General features: G+C 59.1%; 17 protein-coding genes. 8 read left to right on the top strand and 9 right to left on the bottom strand.

Annotated elements, in window-relative coordinates:
- Nucleotides 1–178: 178 nt before the first annotated feature.
- Both ABRP84_RS10690 and relB read left to right on the top strand, forming a co-directional pair.
- Nucleotides 179–1,360, top strand: coding sequence for a hypothetical protein (locus tag ABRP84_RS10690; RefSeq protein WP_349853734.1), 1,182 nt, complete (start codon nt 179–181; stop codon nt 1,358–1,360).
- 132 nt (nt 1,361–1,492) lie between these two features.
- The gene (gene relB / locus ABRP84_RS10685; protein WP_023025830.1) at nt 1,493–1,729 is read left to right on the top strand and encodes a type II toxin-antitoxin system RelB family antitoxin; all 237 of its coding nucleotides are present in this window, start codon (nt 1,493–1,495) and stop codon (nt 1,727–1,729) included.
- A gap of 1,234 nt (nt 1,730–2,963) precedes the next feature.
- Here relB and ABRP84_RS10680 read toward each other — a convergent pair.
- Genes ABRP84_RS10680 through ABRP84_RS10670 form a run of 3 tightly spaced genes read right to left on the bottom strand, consistent with a single transcriptional unit; the run spans nt 2,964 to nt 7,242 of the window.
- Entirely contained in the window at nt 2,964–3,596 is a 633-nt protein-coding gene (locus ABRP84_RS10680) for a DUF3239 domain-containing protein (protein WP_023025839.1), read from the bottom strand.
- The gene (locus ABRP84_RS10675; RefSeq protein ID WP_023025841.1) at nt 3,593–5,218 is read right to left on the bottom strand and encodes a DNA repair helicase XPB; all 1,626 of its coding nucleotides are present in this window, start codon (nt 5,216–5,218) and stop codon (nt 3,593–3,595) included. The genes ABRP84_RS10680 and ABRP84_RS10675 overlap by 4 nt, the downstream gene beginning before the upstream one ends.
- The gene (locus tag ABRP84_RS10670; RefSeq protein WP_349853733.1) at nt 5,215–7,242 is read right to left on the bottom strand and encodes a helicase-associated domain-containing protein; all 2,028 of its coding nucleotides are present in this window, start codon (nt 7,240–7,242) and stop codon (nt 5,215–5,217) included. The genes ABRP84_RS10675 and ABRP84_RS10670 overlap by 4 nt, the downstream gene beginning before the upstream one ends.
- Nucleotides 7,243–7,307: 65 nt before the next feature.
- On the opposite strand from ABRP84_RS10670, the gene ABRP84_RS10665 reads away from it, so the two are divergent.
- Nucleotides 7,308–7,493: a hypothetical protein gene (locus tag ABRP84_RS10665; RefSeq protein WP_349853731.1), complete on the top strand. Its 186-nt coding sequence runs from the start codon at nt 7,308–7,310 to the stop codon at nt 7,491–7,493.
- Nucleotides 7,494–7,540: 47 nt separating this feature from the next.
- Here ABRP84_RS10665 and ABRP84_RS10660 read toward each other — a convergent pair whose 3' ends face one another.
- Nucleotides 7,541–8,161 (bottom strand): resuscitation-promoting factor Rpf1 domain-containing protein, encoded by a 621-nt coding sequence (locus ABRP84_RS10660; RefSeq protein WP_349853729.1) that lies wholly within the window; start codon nt 8,159–8,161, stop codon nt 7,541–7,543.
- A 295-nt stretch (nt 8,162–8,456) separates the two neighbouring features.
- Here ABRP84_RS10660 and ABRP84_RS10655 point away from each other — a divergent pair, with 295 nt between their 5' ends.
- A complete protein-coding gene (locus tag ABRP84_RS10655; protein ID WP_005281859.1) occupies nt 8,457–8,837 on the top strand; it encodes a cold-shock protein in 381 nt (126 codons plus the stop codon).
- Here the strand turns inward: ABRP84_RS10655 and ABRP84_RS10650 are convergent.
- Both ABRP84_RS10650 and ABRP84_RS10645 read right to left on the bottom strand, forming a co-directional pair.
- On the bottom strand, nt 8,834–9,367 hold the full coding sequence (locus ABRP84_RS10650; RefSeq protein ID WP_349853728.1) for a DUF2771 domain-containing protein: 534 nt from the start codon (nt 9,365–9,367) through the stop codon (nt 8,834–8,836). The two genes, ABRP84_RS10655 and ABRP84_RS10650, sit on opposite strands and share 4 nt — an antisense overlap.
- A 6-nt stretch (nt 9,368–9,373) precedes the next feature.
- On the bottom strand, nt 9,374–10,189 hold the full coding sequence (locus tag ABRP84_RS10645; protein ID WP_349853727.1) for a glutaminyl-peptide cyclotransferase: 816 nt from the start codon (nt 10,187–10,189) through the stop codon (nt 9,374–9,376).
- Nucleotides 10,190–10,194: 5 nt separating this feature from the next.
- Here ABRP84_RS10645 and ABRP84_RS10640 point away from each other — a divergent pair, with 5 nt between their 5' ends.
- Genes ABRP84_RS10640 through ABRP84_RS10630 form a run of 3 tightly spaced genes read left to right on the top strand, consistent with a single transcriptional unit; the run spans nt 10,195 to nt 13,134 of the window.
- On the top strand, nt 10,195–10,863 hold the full coding sequence (locus ABRP84_RS10640) for a DUF3027 domain-containing protein (protein WP_023025852.1): 669 nt from the start codon (nt 10,195–10,197) through the stop codon (nt 10,861–10,863).
- Nucleotides 10,864–10,913: 50 nt separating this feature from the next.
- Entirely contained in the window at nt 10,914–12,317 is a 1,404-nt protein-coding gene (locus ABRP84_RS10635; protein WP_349853726.1) for an NCS2 family permease, read from the top strand.
- 10 nt (nt 12,318–12,327) lie between these two features.
- Nucleotides 12,328–13,134: a TrmH family RNA methyltransferase gene (locus ABRP84_RS10630; protein WP_349853724.1), complete on the top strand. Its 807-nt coding sequence runs from the start codon at nt 12,328–12,330 to the stop codon at nt 13,132–13,134.
- On the opposite strand, the gene ABRP84_RS10625 is transcribed toward ABRP84_RS10630, so the two are convergent.
- From ABRP84_RS10625 to serC, 3 genes are all read right to left on the bottom strand, one after another.
- Complete coding sequence (locus ABRP84_RS10625; protein WP_349853723.1) at nt 13,095–13,925, bottom strand: DUF6928 family protein; 831 nt, start codon at nt 13,923–13,925, stop codon at nt 13,095–13,097. The genes ABRP84_RS10630 and ABRP84_RS10625 overlap by 40 nt on opposite strands.
- Before the next feature lie 3 nt (nt 13,926–13,928).
- Nucleotides 13,929–14,777, bottom strand: coding sequence for a septation protein SepH (gene sepH / locus ABRP84_RS10620; protein ID WP_349853721.1), 849 nt, complete (start codon nt 14,775–14,777; stop codon nt 13,929–13,931).
- 106 nt (nt 14,778–14,883) lie between these two features.
- On the bottom strand, nt 14,884–16,002 hold the full coding sequence (gene serC / locus ABRP84_RS10615; protein WP_349853720.1) for a phosphoserine transaminase: 1,119 nt from the start codon (nt 16,000–16,002) through the stop codon (nt 14,884–14,886).
- A gap of 157 nt (nt 16,003–16,159) precedes the next feature.
- Between serC and ABRP84_RS10610 the strand changes: the two genes are divergently transcribed.
- On the top strand, nt 16,160–17,452 hold the full coding sequence (locus ABRP84_RS10610; protein WP_239269226.1) for a citrate synthase: 1,293 nt from the start codon (nt 16,160–16,162) through the stop codon (nt 17,450–17,452).
- The last annotated feature ends 15 nt before the right edge of the window (nt 17,453–17,467 follow it).

The raw sequence follows: 17,467 nt of genomic DNA, 5'->3' as shown, positions 1-17,467 counted from the left end.
TAAGCCTGTACACGCTGATGGTACTGCAACCGGGAGGTTGTGGGAGAGTAAGTCACCGCCGACACCAAACAACAAAAACAACAAAATAACGTTAGTACCGAGAGGGGCAAGGACACCGATTCCAAAGGTGTGCTTGCCCCTCTTCTTCGTGATCCCATAGTTTTCTATAATGTAGCCTATGAGGACTCTTGCACAGGCGGTGACCGATCTCGTTCGGACCAATGACCCTGATCTGTACAAGGGTGAACGCGGAGTGTATTACAGCGACCGCATATTTGAAGCTGCTGAGCTATTAGAACAAGCAGTGGAGGATCCTGCACAACTTCTCGGGATTGTGCCGCCGAGTTTGTCCGATATTGTGCTTGTTTCTCTAGACGCTGTAGAAGAGATTCTTAAGACTATCCCCAGGGTGAATGATTATGCCCATGCCGTAAGGGATGCCGGCGAAGTCTTGGCGCGGGTAGTTCCTTCCGCAGCGCAGCGAGCTAGTTATTCTGGTTGCGCTTTGGCTGGCTGGTTTATACGAATGAATGAGATTCTCCCAGCGGAAGAAATCGACCTCGACCCAGTCTATTTGGCACCTGCCTTTGGTGAAGAGGGGGTGGCTCGCATCCGTTCGTGGAATACGGCGGAGCAAGGTAGTGGATACGTGGGGCGTCGGCTAGCGGTACTAGAAGGAGCTAGTGAGGCCGTCCTTCGTACCCATGGTCTCAAGGGAAGTGCGGCGTCGCGCTATGAGGAGATTATTGCCGGCCTTTGTAATATCGGCCGCTACGATCTTGCCTTCGATTGGTCCGAGAAGGCAGTTGGTGAGTGCGCCCCAGCGGAAGTCCGAAATATCGCTTCGCGTTGGGCCGTACTTGCTAAGGAGCATTTTCCCGAACACTCGGAGCGCGTGGCTCGCAGTGTATTCGACACATATCCAGAACTGTCGTCCGCTCAGCAACTCTATGCTGCGGGCACCGACAAGGCGAATTCTGCGACTCATATACAAGCCACGTTGGCGGCGAAGCCGTGGGACTTAGCGATGTTCCAGCACTTGTGCCTTGAAGACCCTGGACTTGCCTGGAGAACCGTCGCAAAGGCGGGAATGGAACAGTCAATGGCGCAACGGTTCCTTGATGACCTCCCGGAGCAGGCTCTTCCCTTCGTTCGCGACGATGTCGCAACGTATTTAGATTCGACTCGGGTTGGTCGCGATATGGGCATCGAGCTGCTGCAGACCATGAGGGAAAAGTCGGCGGAGCTAGGGGAGCCCTGGGAAGCGGACTTCAATGCATTCTTGACAGGCCTGCGCCGTCGCTACGCCGAACGGCATGTCATTTTAAGGCGACTGGACGAGGTTTTTCTTATTTCTTAATTCGACTACCGCTAAAACGCCCAGGTAGTTCCTATAGGCAACCATGAAGTCAACGGCACCAGGTAGGGACAGCAATGTACGGACACTGCTCACGGGTGTACAAATCCGTTAACTTGTTGTAAGCGTGTTTACATGAGCGAGTCAGTGATCAGTTTGCGCGTTAACGCGAAGCAAAAGGAGCGCCTAGATGCGCTTGCTTCGCGGACTGGACGGACAGGGGCCTTCTATCTTCGCAAGGCCCTAGATTCCTACCTAGATGAACTTGAGTATGTGTATGCGCTCGAAGCCGAAGCCGAAGCAGCCCGATGCGGAGAATTGGACACAATCTCGTTGCAGGAGTTAGAGGACGAGTGTGGCTTGGTCGATTGAGTTCACCCCACGTGCGGTTAAGTCGTTCCGTTAGGTCGGACCAAACGGGGGTCAGCTCCGACTGATTTAGACGATTTTGGTCCTCCGCTTTGCTAACGCGCTTCGCGGTATCAAGAACGGCCTTCCGTAGGGGATTCCGACTACAAGGTGATCATGTTGCCCATCACGCTTGGCTTATTCGACTAGAATTATTGAAAACTATTTGCGACACTCTCGTAGATTAAATATTCTAAACAGGGCTATCTAACCTGATTGCTATCAGCATTTTAGTCTTTGACGTGATTTGCATGTATCCATTTGCCGTCCAGTTGCAAATCTGTGTACTTATACGTACACACACCACATCCGCTCACAATGAAAATTGTGATGGTGTGGTTTTCATTTTTATGGGGTCAGGTCCGTGCGCGCATTAAAGCTGTGCATGAGAAAGCCCGAACCATCGATAGGCTCGAGACGAATGCTAGTAGAGCACGGCAGTCATCGGGGAGTTGTTAATTATGGCTGTCTTGGCTTCTAACTCAGCATGTGAAGGGGAAACCTCGATAGGGGAGCTCTTACATCTAATTTTCGTATCATGGAAAATACGATAACTAAATCCAACCGTAACCGTCCCACCATCCCTCACTAACGCTTTGTCTCTTCCCCAGTGACAATTGCTTACGATCCCATCGCACTCAACGCGCGGGAACGTAAAAATCTTGTGGAACCACCAGCTCACCCAAGTTGGTTTGAAAACCGTGCGGATTTCACGGCAGTCCACAAAGTTCTCTACGTTTTTATCGTCTTCCAATTCTAGGTACCCTTTCTCAACAGGAATGGTCGAAGCAGGGGCCTGACCCCCGGACAGTGGACACGTCGGGGGTCAGGTCCGTCAGAGTAAGCTCTTCTACCGCAATACCGCTCTATATAGGAGCGGCTTGAGGTAACTCTGCTACTTGCCCGCGTGATTGCTACGGTGGCTGAAAGGTCATCATTACAACAGGATGCCCCATAAGAGTTAGAGCATTTCATGGATTAGTAATCCAGTGAATTTTTACCAACACCACCACAACATCAAAACCGACCGACGCGTCAACTACAACATGGACCTAGGCACCGGCACCGTACCTACCAAGTAGACCACCCGAAAGGACCACTGGCCACCCACAACACACACTGGCACTACACCTGGAAGCAATTCTTAGACCACAAAAAGAAAAAGCACCAGAAACTATTTGGTGCTTGAGAGTCCTGACTAGAGGACGAGCAGGTCATAGCGGGTGGATTTGACATCGGAAAGCCGCTTTCGGGCGCGCTCTAGGCGCTGCCATTGTTCCTGGGGGATGGATTTGCGGGCGATGGTGACGGTTTCAGCATCGGGGGTTCCCCAAGCAATGGGCATGGGGGAGATTTGCTGCCAATGCTCCTTATCGGAAGTAGAACGCTGGCCGGACACGGCGGCGACTGGAACCTTGGTGCCCACGGTGCGTTGGACGCCGGGAATGGAGGTCACCGTGCGCAGGCACGCGCCCCAACGCGGGGGCAGGGAAGGATCCACGTTGGTATTGACCAAAGCCATGAGGACCATGTCACGCTCGTTGACCTCCGCGATGACGGCGGGAGCCAGCGGATAGGAGTCATAGAGAGATTGCGCCGTTCCCACCTTGCTGGCGGCGGCAACGCCGACAATCGCCACGACAATGCCGAACAGGATAAGCCCTAATCCCAAGGTAATACCCCAAGAAAACCTCCACCACACGGCGGCACCGGCGATTACGAGAATCAGCCCGAAGATAAGCCCGGACACGCGCAGGCGGTTGGAATCACGAAGTAGCTCATTATTGGACTTAGCAAAGGACTCGTCAACGTCGAACTTAAAGATCTTCATTGTCCTAAGTCTACTGCGTCCATGAGCCGGTAGGCATATCCTTGCTCGGCGAGGAAGCGTTGGCGGTGCATAGCGTAGTCCGCATCTAGGCTGTCGCGGGTGACCAGGGTATAAAAGAGCGCCTCGGTTTCCTTCGGTCGCAGCAGGCGGCCAAGGCGTTGGGCCTCTTCTTGCCGGGAGCCAAAGGTGCCGGAGACCTGGATGGCTAGTGCAGCTTCGGGCAGGTCAATGGAGAAGTTGGCCACCTTGGAAACGACGAGGATGGCCAGCTCGCCCTCGCGGAATTGCTGGAAGAGCTTTTCGCGCTTGGCGGTAGAGGTGGTGCCATCGATGACGGGGGCATCGAGGTGTTCACCTAATTCGCGCAGTTGGTCCACGTATCCGCCGATGATGAGCGCTTGCTGGTCGTGGGAAGCAAGGATCTTATCGACGGCGCGGAGCTTAGCCGAGGCTTGGGCTGCGATGCGGTAGCGGTCGCGCGGCTGCGCGGTGGCATAGAGCATGCGTTCTTCTGGGTCCATATCTACACGGACCTCAATGCATTCCGCGGTGGCGATGTAGCCGGCCATTTCCAGCTCTTTCCACGGCGCATCGTAGCGCTTCGGGCCGATGAGGGAGAACACATCGCCCTCCCTGCCATCCTCGCGCACGAGGGTGGCGGTAAGCCCTAGCCGGCGCCGCGATTGCAGGTCCGAGGTCATGCGGAATACGGGTGCGGGAAGCAGGTGTACTTCGTCGTAGATAATAAGGCCCCAGTCGCGGGAATCGAAGAGCTCGAGGGCGCGGTATTCACCCTTGGTTTTCCGCGTGACCACTTGATAGGTGGCGATGGTAATCGGCTTGATTTCCTTCTTCTCGCCGGAGTATTCGCCGATATCGTTTGGAGAAAGCGTGGTGCGGCGCAGGAGTTCGTCGCGCCACTGGCGGCCGGCGACGGTATTGGTAACCAAGATGAGGGTGGTGGATTGCGCCTTTGCCATGGCGGCGGCACCGACGATGGTTTTGCCGGCACCGCAGGGCAGCACGACGACGCCAGACCCGCCGGACCAGAAGGCGTCGGTGGCGTATTCCTGGTAATCACGCAGGTGCCAGCCGTCCTCGTTGAGCGCGATGGGGTGAGATTCGCCGTCGATATAGCCGGCAAGGTCTTCGGCGGGCCAGCCGGCCTTGAGGAGTTCTTGCTTGAGGCGGCCGCGTTCTGAAGGAGCCACGGCGATGGTGTTGTCATCGATGCGCGAACCCAGCAGTTTTCCTACCTTGCCGCGGGAGAGCTCGGTGAGGATAGCGGGCTCTTCGGATTCGAGGATGAGCCCGTGGGCGGGGTGCGCCTGGAGGCGGACTCGGCCGTAGCGTGACATGGTCTCGGCGACATCGACAAGCAGCGATTGCGGGACCGGGAACCGGGAGTAGGTTTCTAGGACATCGACGACCTGCTCGGCGTCGTGCCCGGCGGCGCGGGCATTCCAGAGTGCCAGGGAAGTAATGCGGTAGGTATGTACGTGTTCGGGGGCGCGTTCCAGCTCCGCGAACGGTGCGAGGGCGGTGCGCGCAGCGGCGGAATCTGGATGATCGACTTCCAGCAAGACGGTCTTGTCTGACTGCACAATCAGTGGTCCGTTCATGCGTCTAGGGTAACGGAGGTGATGCGGTGCAAGGGAAACCGGATGGTGGAGCCATCGGCGGCGCGGGCATCGATTTGGCCGCCGGCGACGGTAAGCGGGGTAACGGTGCGGGTCTTGGTATTGCCATTTTTATCGGCATAGCCAATGGTGATGGGGCGTGCGGTGCGCGCGGCGGCGTGGACCAGATCCAGGTTGGGCAGGCTCGGGGCCTCGCCGGTGGTGAGGTTGCGCAGCGCACGCGCGATATCCGGCGGCGCGGCCTGGGCGCGAGGGCTGGGTGTGGGAAGCGTTGCGGGCTCGGGCGCGATGGACAGGCTAGCGCCGTTTTCGTCCTCGGCAGCGGGGGAGAGGCCGTTTTCGCGCAGGCGCTCCAACAGCTCGCTGACGCGCAGCTGGGAAATCGCGACCGTGGGGGCCAGCAGGCGCAGCGGGGCGGCCTTCGCGGCGATCTGCAAGAGGGCTGGGTCCTCGCTGCGCAGGTAGGACAGGGCAGGGCCGGAGCGCAAGGTGCCGTGGCGCTTGGCGATGTCCTCGATGTGGAACGCCAGCGTATGCGGGACATCGCCATGCGCGGCGAAGAAATCGCGGATTTCAGTGCCCGTCATCCCGCGGTCGAGGCCGCGGCGAAGGGAGGCATCGCTAATGCGGTAAACGCTGGCGAGGCCGGGTGATTCCAGATCCGCGAGGGACTCCAGGGTGTGGTGGGCCGCGGGCTCGAGGGGCCCTGGCACGAGCACGGTCATATCCGCCTGAACCAGGAAATAATCGATGGTGTCGGGCGTGAGGGAATCGGCGGCATTGAAGCCATCGATAAGCACGCTGGTGGCTCGCCCGAGCGCGATGGCGCCTATCCATTCGGCCTCGCGGTGCAGCTCCTCGATGGTCTCCGGGGAGGTATGCGTGGCAAAAAGCGGGAAGGAAAAATGCAGATCCGCTTGAAATTCGGCCGCGGACAGCGGCTGCGCGGAGTGGAGGTAGACATCGAGAATATGCCGGCGAAATTTGGGCAGGCGGTCGGTGCTGGCAGAGAGCACCCGACCGGATTCCCACGGGGTCCAGGGGGAGTATTTCCAGGCCGCGAGGAGCACGCGCCACTGCGCGGCTAGTTCCGCATCGAGCCACTCTTGGGCGGAGTCGGTGGGCGCGAGGAAGTTCCCTTCGTACCCGGACGGCTCGCCGCGGTTGATGAGCCGCGCAGATAGGCCAAGCGTAATCAGGCGGCGCAGCTCTGGTTCCGCGATGTCGAGCTGCTTGCTGAGCTGGGCAAGGGGGCGCACGCCGACGGTTTTATCCTTGAGCAGTTCGATCGGCCGAGCGCCGAGGGCAGAAATGAGCTGTTGCATGCCGCGCACCACGGACAGGCCTGCGGCGGTACCGGCGTCATCGGCCTTGCGGTCAGCGGTGGGCTGGCCGCGGCGCGCGGAGGGCTCGATGGGAATGTGCGGAGCGGTGTGCCCCTTCATCGCGCGGTGAACCTCGCGCGGGAGGCGAACGGTCTGGGAGTCGACGCGCTGCAAAAGCTGCTTCGCAATCAGCCGCGGCACGGGGTGGGACGGATTGGTCTCGCGGGTGGTACCGATGCCATTGGAGCGCGCCAGGGTGGCAAGGACGTGGCGTTCGTCTTCGGCGAGGGCATCGATTGTGGCGGGCGATACCTCGAGTTGATTAAGCAGCGACCAGCCGGTGGGCAGCGCAGGCATGACCTCTGGCGGAATCTGCACCGCGCCGAAGGCGAGGCCGCGCTCCTTGAGCTCGCGGGTAATTTCGGGGTTGTGGTCTTCTACCTCTGCAAGCTCGCCGCCGCGCTTGGCGATGTCCTCCAGCACCGCCAACTGTTGCGCGTTACACTCCGCTAGCGCTCGGGCGATAGAGGTGCGCAAGAGGAGTCGCGTAGCCAGTGCTGCGATGGAGGGAGGCAGCGGGGTTAAAACGTCGGGGCGGTGGCGAAGGATGGTGGCCAGTTCCTCTTCTGAAAGGGAATTAAGCCAGGTGCGAAAATGCGGGAGGTGGGAGGACTGAGTCATGATAAATCACAATTTTAGCGCCCAATTGAGTTACGTTTTTGCCCGAGGTTTGAAATAATAAAGCTATGTCGAATGAAAAGAATGGCTTTGTTTCCCCGGCGTGGCCGGACAATGAACACCGCGAGCATGCAATTACGGAAATTTCTGCGCCTTTTGCTGGTGCTTCCAGCCCTTACGGCGATGAATTGGTGCTGCCGATGCCGGCAGAGAAGTTGAACTACGTTCACCCGTATACCCGCATCAACCGCTAAAAAATTCCCCTTGCTGCGGACGGCAAGGGGAATTTTTATGTGCTTATTTAGCGGCTGAAGTTCTCAACCAGCTGCGCAACCGGGTCGATGACGTTGCGGTTCGCGGAGTAGAACGCGTTAAAGTCGTGGCGGTTGGCGTGGTAGAAGTCGGTGAACTGCGCCGGCAGCTGCAGGCCATAAGCGTTAGCGGTGTCCTTAACGAGGTTGTAGACGGCGTCTACGGCGAGCTCATCGGACTTGTTTTCTACTGCCTGCTGCACTGGCTGCGGTGCCTCAGCGGGTGCGGAAGGAGCGCTGCGCTCGGTCGGCGCGGAGTTCAGGCCGAGGGAGGCCGAGCATGCGGGCCATGCGCCCCAGCCCTGGTTAGCCAGGGTGCGCTCAGCGATGACAATCTGCTGCTCGCGGGATGCCTGGTTAGCGGTAGGGGCGAATTCACCGCCACCGTATGCCTGCCAAGTCTGCGCGTTGAACTGCAGGCCACCGTGGTAGCCATTGCCGGTGTTGATGTGCCAGTCACCACCGGACTCACACTGTGCGAGGCGGTCCCAGTCGGAGTCAGGGGCAGCGGCGGCGTTCGGTGCCATGATGGCAGCGGCTGCGCCCAAGGCAACGGTGCCTGCGGTGAACTTAGCGGCAAAGTGGTTAGTCTTAGCGGAGTGGCGTCCCATAAAAGTAGTCCTTTCCGTGGTGCCCGTTTTCGTGTAAATGTTTTGCGCCTAGAAGAAAGGATGGGCAGGGAAACCTTCTTTGCGGCGACACTGAGGGCTAGCGTAGTGGTTTATAACGAAATAGTCACGTTCTGGGCACTAAATGGGAAAGAATTGAGACTATTGTGGTTCCGTCCGCAATATTTCCGCAGGTAGCGGTTGCAGTGTGAACTATGTCACACGCCACGTGGAGCTTCTGTTCTGTATAACTTCCAGCTAAACTTAAGGATTTACCCAAGAGAAGAGGTGGATACCTATGCCCATTGGCAAAGTGAAGTGGTATGACGCCGAGAAAGGTTTCGGTTTCGTTAGCAACCCGGGCGATGAAGACGTCTACGTCGGCCGGAATGTCCTGCCCCAGGGAGTAGAAGAAATCTTTCCGGGCCAGCGCATCGAATTCGATTTCGCGGCGGGGCGCCGCGGACCGCAGGCGCTGCGGGTGCGCGTGCTGGACAAGCCGCGCCGCCGCACGCCGTCGCGTAAGCCGGAAGAGCTCGGCAGCATGGTCTCTGATGTTATGACCCTGCTGGAATCGCAGGTGCAGCCGGTGTTGAACTCGGGGCGCTACCCCGAGCGCAAAACCGGGCGCCAAGTAGCAGAAATCCTGCGCGCGATTGCGAAGGATTTAGATAGTTAATCATCCATGGTGGATAGGGACCACACGGTGGCGAGGGGGGTTTCTTCGCCATCGTCGTCGGTGCCAATCATGAGGGAGGAAACCTCCACCACCATAAGCCGGGGGCGCTCGCCAGTCGATGCCTCGATGGGATCTACCGAACCGGGGATATCCACCTCGGTCGTTTCATTCGCACCGTGAGAGGTTTCGTCATTGGCGGCGGGATCATCATAAATGGAGAGCACCTTCCATTCGTGATTTGAGATCTCTTCGGGGATGTTCAGATGCAAGGTGTCATCTTTGCCCACCGTTAACTGGGGAACATCGCCTTCGGGGCACTCGGTTCCCGGCTCGCAGACGAGGTAGGGCGTGACCTCCTTGGAGTTATCTCCCACGGAGGCGGTAATCGCAATCTCACTCGGCTCTTTGCCTGGCCGCGAATTATGCCAACTCTGAAAGATCACCACGGAGGCGACGATGAGCGCCACGACTACGATGAGCGCGAGGATCTGCAGCAGCGACTTTTTCCTTGCTTCCTTACGGGTTGCCATGGCCCATTACTTTACTCGAACGCGGTAGAGCTCATCCCACCGCTTGCCGGTAAGCCAGAATTCATCGGTGCCCGCGATATGAGCGATGCCGTTTAAGACATCATCGGGATCGGTATATTTCGATTTATCTATGGCATCGGTAGAAATCACTGCGGTCACCTCGCCGGAGGAGGGATCTATGCGGTAGATATCTTCACTGCCCCACACGTTGGCGTAGACATCACCGTCCACGCATTCCAGCTCGTTAAGATTTTCTACCGGCGAGCCCTCAAGGGTGACTTCCGTGGTGGAGCGCTCCGCAAAGGTTTCTGGATCCATGTGCCGCAGGGCAGAGGTGCCATCGGACATGATGAGCTCGTCCTGGTTGGCGCATAGCCCCCAGCCTTCGCCGGCATAGGTGGCGGTGTCAATGTGCTGGAAGTCGCCGTCATAGCGCAGCGCCTGCCCGCGCTTCCAGGTCAACTGCCAGATGGAGTCGCCATATTGGGTAATGCCTTCCCCAAAAAGCGATTCATCCAGGGCGTGGTCTTGGAGGACCTCGCCGGTCTCAGGGGAGAAGCGGATGAGTTTAGATTCGCCCCATTGCCCAGTGCCGAGCAGGAGGTTGCCCTCGCCGTCTTCCTCTAGTCCTTGCGTAAAGGAGTTCTCTGGCAGCGGCGCGGTATCGAGGACCTCGACTGAAAGGTGCTCGGGAGCGGAAGGGGCCGAAGAATCAGAAGCATCAGAGGAACAGGCGGTCAAGGCGCAGCAGGGCACGGCAATGAGTGCGGCGCGGCGGAGAAACGACATGCACCATATGTACCACTGTCGTCGGGCCATCATGAATAATGAGGGGCGTGAGTAAGCGAAAAGCAAATCCGTTGATCGATTCCCGCGCCGTACGCATTGCGCGTGAGGCTTTGGAAGAGGTGGGGGAAGGGGGCATCGGCAAGCATAGGGGCGTAGCCGGAATGGGCCGCAACGTTGTCACCCATCGCTTTGAAGCGGATATGCCAGGATACCCAGGCTGGGAATGGCAGGCCGTGCTCGCGTGCGCGGAAGGCTCGCGCTACGTCACCGTCAATGAGGTGGCGCTGGTACCGGGCGGGGAAGCGCTGCAGGCCCCGGAATGGGTGCCGTATGAGGACCGCGTGCTGCCGGGGGATTTGGGCCCGGGGGATCTTATGCCGCCGGCCGTCGATGATGAGCGCCTAGATGGAAATGAGCTTTCCGCCAAGGGCCTAGCGGATGCCAAGCAGCGCTGGCAAGAAGAATATGGCCCAACCTCGGAGATGGCGGCCAAGGCGCATCTGCAGTGCCGCACGTGCGCGTTTTATATGCAGCTGATGGATAACTTTGGGGTATGCGCCAATGAGTATTCCGCCGATGGCCGCGTGGTGCATGCGCGCTACGGGTGTGGTGCGCATTCGCAGACGCGGGTGAGTGAGGAGAAGGCGCCGGCCGCGGCCTTCGATGACGAAAAGCCCATTTACCAAGATTTTGAATTTGGGGATTAAAGCAGCACACTTAGGGCGTAAAAATACCGCTCTACGTGAAAGGGCACGGCGTGAAAGCCACTCTCGATCGCTATTTCCAGATTTCTGAACGCGGTTCCACCATTGGAACTGAGCTACGCGCGGGAACGGTCTCGTTCTTCGCCATGGCATATATTATTTTGCTCAACCCGCTGATCCTGGGCACGAGCCCGGATGCGGAGGGCTATACCTTAGGCGTGCCGCAGGTCGCGGCAGCTACGGCGCTGGTCGCCGGCGTCATGTCCATCGCCTTCGGCGCGATTGCGAAGTACCCCTTCGCCATGGCCGCGGGACTGGGCATGAATACCTTCGTCGCCATCAGCATGGTCGCCACCAGCGGGCTGACCTGGCAAGAAGCCATGGGCCTAGTGGTAATCGAGGGCCTTATTATCGTCCTGCTCGCCGTGTCCGGTTTCCGCACCGCAGTATTTGACGCCATCCCGCAGCCCATGAAGGCCGCGATGGGCGTGGGCATTGGTATGTTCATCGCCATGATTGGTTTCGTGGACGGCGGGTTTGTCACCCGCGTGCCCGATGCCGCACAGACCACCGTGCCGGTGGGCCTGGGAATTAATGGATCGATTGCCACCTGGCCGGCGGTGGTCTTTGTCATTGGCCTTATCATTTGTGCCTTCATGGTCATCCGCAATGTCCCGGGTGGGCTTTTTATTGCCATCATCCTCAACACGGTGATCGCCTTTATTGTCCAGGCATTCACCGACTCGGAGGACTGGGGCATGGCCGCCCCAGAGGCCCCAGATGCGCTGGGTGGCATACCGGACCTTTCCATCGTGGGCGATGTGAACCTGGTGGGCGCCTTTGCCAATATCGGCGTGATTTCCACGGTCCTGCTCATCTTTACCTTGCTGCTGACCAACTTCTTTGATGCCATGGGCACCATGACCGGGCTGGGTAAGCAGGCCAAGCTCGTGGATGAAAACGGCAACCTGCCGGGCATGAAGAAGGCTCTGGTTGTGGAAGGCACCGGTGCGGTCGCCGGTGGTTTGGGCTCGGCATCCTCGAATACCGTCTTCGCGGATTCCTCTGCCGGCATTGCCGATGGCGCGCGCACCGGCCTGGCCAATATCATGACCGGCCTGCTGTTTATCGCCGCCATGTTTTTCACCCCGCTCTATGAGATCGTGCCCATCGAGGCCGCCGCGCCCGTCCTGGTCATCGTGGGCGTGATGATGGCTGCGCAGCTCACGGATATCCCGTGGACGCGCATGGAAGTGGCCATCCCGGCCTTCCTTACCATCGTGGTCATGCCGTTTACCTATTCGATTGCCAACGGCATCGGCGTGGGCTTTATTACCTTTGCGCTCATGTCCACCTTTGCTGGTAAGGCCAAGCAGGTGCACTGGATCATGTGGCTGCTTGCTGGCTTGTTCGTCATTTACTTTGGCATCGATCCGATTTCGGAGGCCATCGGCTAGCCTGGAAGGCATGCATATTTCTGATCCCCGTGACCCTCGCCTGGATGATATTCGGAACCTCAACAAATCCGATAAATCCGGCGAGGGTTTGGTCATTGCAGAAGGCCCCTTGGTGGCAGCCCGCCTGATGGAATCGCGGTTTCCCATGCGGTGCCTGGTGGGCTTTCCCCAGAAGCTGGAGGCCTTCTTTGCAGAGTACGGAGAGCCAGAGTGCCCCGTCTACGAAGTATCGCGTGAGACCCTCGCGGAGGTCGCAGGGTTCGATATGCACCGCGGGTTGGTTGCCGCCGCAAACCGCGCCCCAGAGCCGGAGGTGGGCGAGATTCTGGAGCAGGCCCGCACCATCGCCGTGCTGGAGGGCGTGGGGGATCATGAAAATATCGGCGCCATTTTCCGCCATGCGGCCGGCATGAACGTGGATGCGGTAGTGCTCGGCTCCGGTGCTGCGGATCCGCTCTATCGTCGCTCGGTGCGCGTATCCATGGGTCATGTGCTGCGCGTGCCGTTTGTGCATTTAGAGGGCGGTTTCACCACGTGGCAGCGTTCCTTGCAGGCGCTTGCCGATGCCTCTTTTACCCTCATTTCCTTAACCCCCAACCCCCAAGCGGTGCATCTGGCGGAGGCCATGCACGGGCAGGACAAGGTGGCCATGCTCGTTGGCGCGGAGGGCCCCGGGCTTACCGAGCACGCGATGAAGGCCACCGATATCCGCGCGCGGATTCCGATGGCCCCAGGTACCGATTCCCTTAATGTGGCAACCGCCGCCGCCATTTCCTTTTATGAGCGCCAGCGTTCCTTGAGCGACTTGAACGTCTGACGCAGCCAGTTGCCAATTAGCGAGCCGAGGTGCTTGGCGGTGGAAAGGATCTCATCGCCGGTGGAATCCGGCTCGGCATCGTGGTCCTCGTAGTCGTCATAATCATTAAGGCCCAGCTTATTCGCGGATTGAGCGGCGAACTCGCTGACCGGCTGCTTCGGCTTCGGCGGATCGATCTTGGGTTCTGGGCGCCCGTCGACGGCATAGCCCACGACGTCCAGGTCCGGGCCTTCCTGTCCCACGGTGATGCCCAACCAGTGTTTTTGGGCGGCCTCCATGATGCTGTGGGGGCGAAATGGCAGGGAAATGCCGCCGAGGGATTCGTCCTTTTCGCCGGCCCAAAACGGCGCCTCGAAGGGCTCGGGCAGGCCGGTGTCCTCGTAGAGACGGTCGCGGGAGGCACACAGGCAGCGCTTGAGCTCGCCGCCTTCCCACAGCGCGAAGCCCGCATAGTCCTCGTCCGCGTTGCTGACCAGGGCGATAACCCGCTGGGCGGGAACCGCGTTCAAGAGGTCTTGCGGCAGCTGGGAAAGCAGGACGGAATCGCCCTCGCAGACCGTTTGCACCACGGTAATGCCCGGGTAGCCGCCGATGTAGTACTCATTCGGATCCGTCTGCGCGGAACGGTTCAGGGGGAATTGCCCAATCGGGGTGACCGGGAAATTCGGGTTGAGTTGGGCTAGGAACTTGCGGCCGAACCCGCGGTCCGCCTTGGGCTCGGTCTTGAGTACTTCTTCGGCACCTGGCTTGGAGATGTACCACAGCGTGAGAACGGCATGAGAGATGTCCACTGTTTAGTCCCTTGGGCGCTTGGTATTGGAGCGAACGCCCAAGAGTACGTCCTCCCAGTGTGGGGTGACGGCTTTGCGGCGGCGCTTCGAGGGCTTGGACTCGGAGGAAGGATTCTGCAGGAATTCCTCTTCTTCCGTCTCCTCGTTGGAACCGGAAATATCGGTGACATTGGCGGGCTGATCGCCATCAATGGCCTCGTCGTAGCGGCCGCTGCCCAAGGAGGTTAGCGAGCGCACCGGTTGTACGAAGTCCGGGTCCGTAAGGTCTGCCGCGACCGAGTTGCGGGCCTCGACCGTAGCGGGGGAGGACATGGACTGCTTAAAGGTCCATTCCGCCTCGTTTTCAGAAAGGCCCGCCTTCCAGGTCACGCGTACAACCCACGGCTCACCCTGGTGGCGGTAGGCGTCCCACGTGGACTCCGAAAGGGAGTGGCCGCGGGCGGCAAAAGAGCTGGCCAGCACCTCCCACAGGGTGAGCTTGGCAGGGCCATCCTCGCGCACTGGGTGGGCCTGCTTGGCCACCTCAGAAATGCGATTGCGCTCCAGCATGACTGGGTAGGCGAAGGGCTCGATGCGTGATTCATCGACGTGCATTTCTTCCGCTAGCTCTGCCGTGGAAGCACCGGCGCGGATGCGGTTTTGGATCTCGGCCGGCCGGATCTGCTTTTCTTCCTCTTCGTGGGAGGGCTTGGGCATCGGCGCTAGCTTCGGCGGCTCTGGCTTGCTAGCGGTGGGCGTGAGGGCGGAACGCAGCTCATCGGTGATGGGAAGGGAAAACTCTTCGCCTTCTTCGGTGCGTAGCACCAATGAGTCTTCGCTCGATTCGCTGTCAACGAGAAACAGCTCGCGCATAGTGTGGCGCTCCTTTGCCTATCGACGGAAGGACGGATCTGTGATGCAGTCAACTATAACGCGAAAACGCCCCGCGCCATGCGAGGCGGCGGGGCATGTTGATGACTTAGTTGGCATCCAGCACGTAGTCGATGCACTGCGTGAGCTTGGCGATGTCCTCGGTTTCAATCGCCGGGAACATGCCCACGCGCAGCTGGTTGCGGCCGAGCTTGCGGTACGGCTCGACATCGAGGATGCCGTTGGCGCGCAGGGTGGCGGCAAGTTGTGCGGCATCCACGGATTCGTCGAAATCGATGGTGCCCACGACCAGCGAGCGCGCTGCCGGGTCGCTGACGAATGGGGTGGCCTCCGGGCGAGATTCGGCCCAGTTGTACAGCGTGGAGGAGGACTCGGTGGTGCGCTTGACCATGCCGTCGAGCCCGCCATTGTCATTCATCCACTTAATCTGGTTATCCAGCATGAGCAGGGTGGCAATCGCCGGGGTGTTATAGGTCTGGTTCTTGCGGGAGTTAGTAACCGCAGTCTGCAGGTTCAAAAACTCCGGGATGAAGCGATCGGAGTTATTGATCTTTTCGATGCGCTCCAGGGCAGCCGGGGACATCGCGGCGAGCCAAAGGCCGCCGTCGGAAGCAAAGCACTTCTGCGGCGAAAAGTAGTACACGTCGGTCTCTGCGATATTGACGGGGAGGCCGCCGGCGCCAGAGGTGGCATCGACAAGCACGAGCTGCTGGTCGTTGTGGGGGTGGGGGCGAACGACTTCCGTCATTGCGCCGGTCGAGGTCTCATTGTGGGCCCAAGCGGCGACATCGGCATTGGCCGCGAGCTCGCGCGGATCCGGTGCGGTGCCGGCGGGAGATTCGGTCAGGGCCGGGGCATCAAGCCATGGAGCCTTGGAGGAGGCTTTGGCAAACTTGGTGGAGAACTCACCAAAGGTAAGGTGAGCCGACTGGCGCTCGATGAGGCCGAAGGTAGCCGCATCCCAAAAAGCCGTGGCGCCGCCCAAGGACAGGACGATTTCGTATCCCTTCGGAAGAGAAAAGAGATCGCTTAAGCCCTCGCGCACGGAACCGACGAGGTTTTTCACCGCCGGCTGGCGGTGCGAGGTGCCCACGATAGCGGGGTCAATAGCCTCGATCTGGGCGGGGCGCACCTTGGAGGGTCCGCAGCCAAATCGGCCATCGGAAGGCAAGAGATCTGCTGGCAGTGTGATTTCTGGAGTACTCATGCCGCTAGTGTAGAACAGTTCCGGTTGAATGGCAGGTATTTTGATGCCCGTAAACATGTTGGCAGTATCACAAAGTTTGCTAGAGTGTGAATAGGTATAAGGCTGACTTGTGTAAGTTAGCGCCTTAAAGAACTCTTTAACAGGGAAAGGAAATTCCGTGTCTACTGAAGAAAACAAGGTAGTACTCAAGCACGCTGGCAACGAGTACGAGATGGATATCAAGCAGTCCACTGAGGGCGATTCCGGCTTCGATATCTCCAAGCTCCGCAAGGAAACCGGGCTTGTTACCTTCGACCCCGGCTACACCTCCACCGGCTCCACCGAGTCCAAGATTACCTTTATTAACGGTGAGGAGGGCATCCTTCGTTACCGTGGCTACGATATCGCTGAATTGGCAAATAACGCCACCTTCAATGAGGTTTCCTACCTGCTGATTAAGGGTCACCTGCCGGATGAGCAGGAACTGTCGGAGTTCAATAACGCCATCCGCCACCACACCCTCTTGGATGAGGACTTTAAGGCGCAGTTCAACATCTTCCCGCGCGATGCACACCCGATGGCCGTGCTTGCGTCCTCCGTGAACATTCTCTCCAGCTACTACCAGGACCAGCTGGACCCACTGGATGAGGAGCAGCTGGACAAGGCTACCGTTCGCCTGCTGGCTAAGGTGCCGATGCTGGCCGCTTACGCTTACCGCGCGTCCCAGGGCAAGCCTTATATGTACCCGGATAACAACCTGAATGCGCGCGAGAACTTCCTGCGCATGATGTTCGGTTACCCCACCGAGGAGTACGAGGTTGACCCGGTTGTCTCCAAGGCACTGGACAAGTTGCTCATTCTGCACGCTGACCACGAGCAGAACTGCTCCACCTCCACCGTCCGCATGATTGGTTCTGCACAGGCCAACATGTTCGTCTCCATCGCCGGCGGCATCAACGCCCTGTCCGGCCCGCTGCACGGTGGCGCTAACCAGGCCGTGCTGGAGATGCTCGAGGACATCGAGAAGAACAACGGCGGCGACGCTACCGACTTCATGAACCGCGTGAAGAACAAGGAAAAGGGCGTTCGCCTGATGGGCTTCGGCCACCGCGTGTACAAGAACTACGACCCACGCGCGGCCATCGTCAAGGAAACCGCACACGAGATCATCGATCACTTGGGCGGCGACCCGATGCTGGACCTGGCCATGAAGCTGGAAGAGATTGCGTTGAACGATGACTACTTCGTTTCCCGCAAGCTCTACCCGAACGTGGACTTCTACACCGGCCTCATCTACCGCGCCATGGGCTTCCCGACGGACTTCTTCACCGTCCTCTTCGCCATCGGCCGCCTGCCGGGCTGGATCGCTCAGTACCGCGAGCAGCTGGAGATGAACACCAAGATTAACCGTCCTCGCCAGATTTACACCGGTGAAACCCTGCGCAAGGTTACCCCTCGCAGCGAGCGCTAATTAGCGCTTTTGGTC

This window comes from Corynebacterium sp. KPL2861 (assembly GCF_040225475.1).
In the GTDB taxonomy this organism is placed as follows: Bacteria; Actinomycetota; Actinomycetes; order Mycobacteriales; family Mycobacteriaceae; genus Corynebacterium.
The sequence above is the reverse complement of the archived record's forward strand: the minus strand, read 5'-3'. Positions and strand labels throughout refer to the sequence as shown.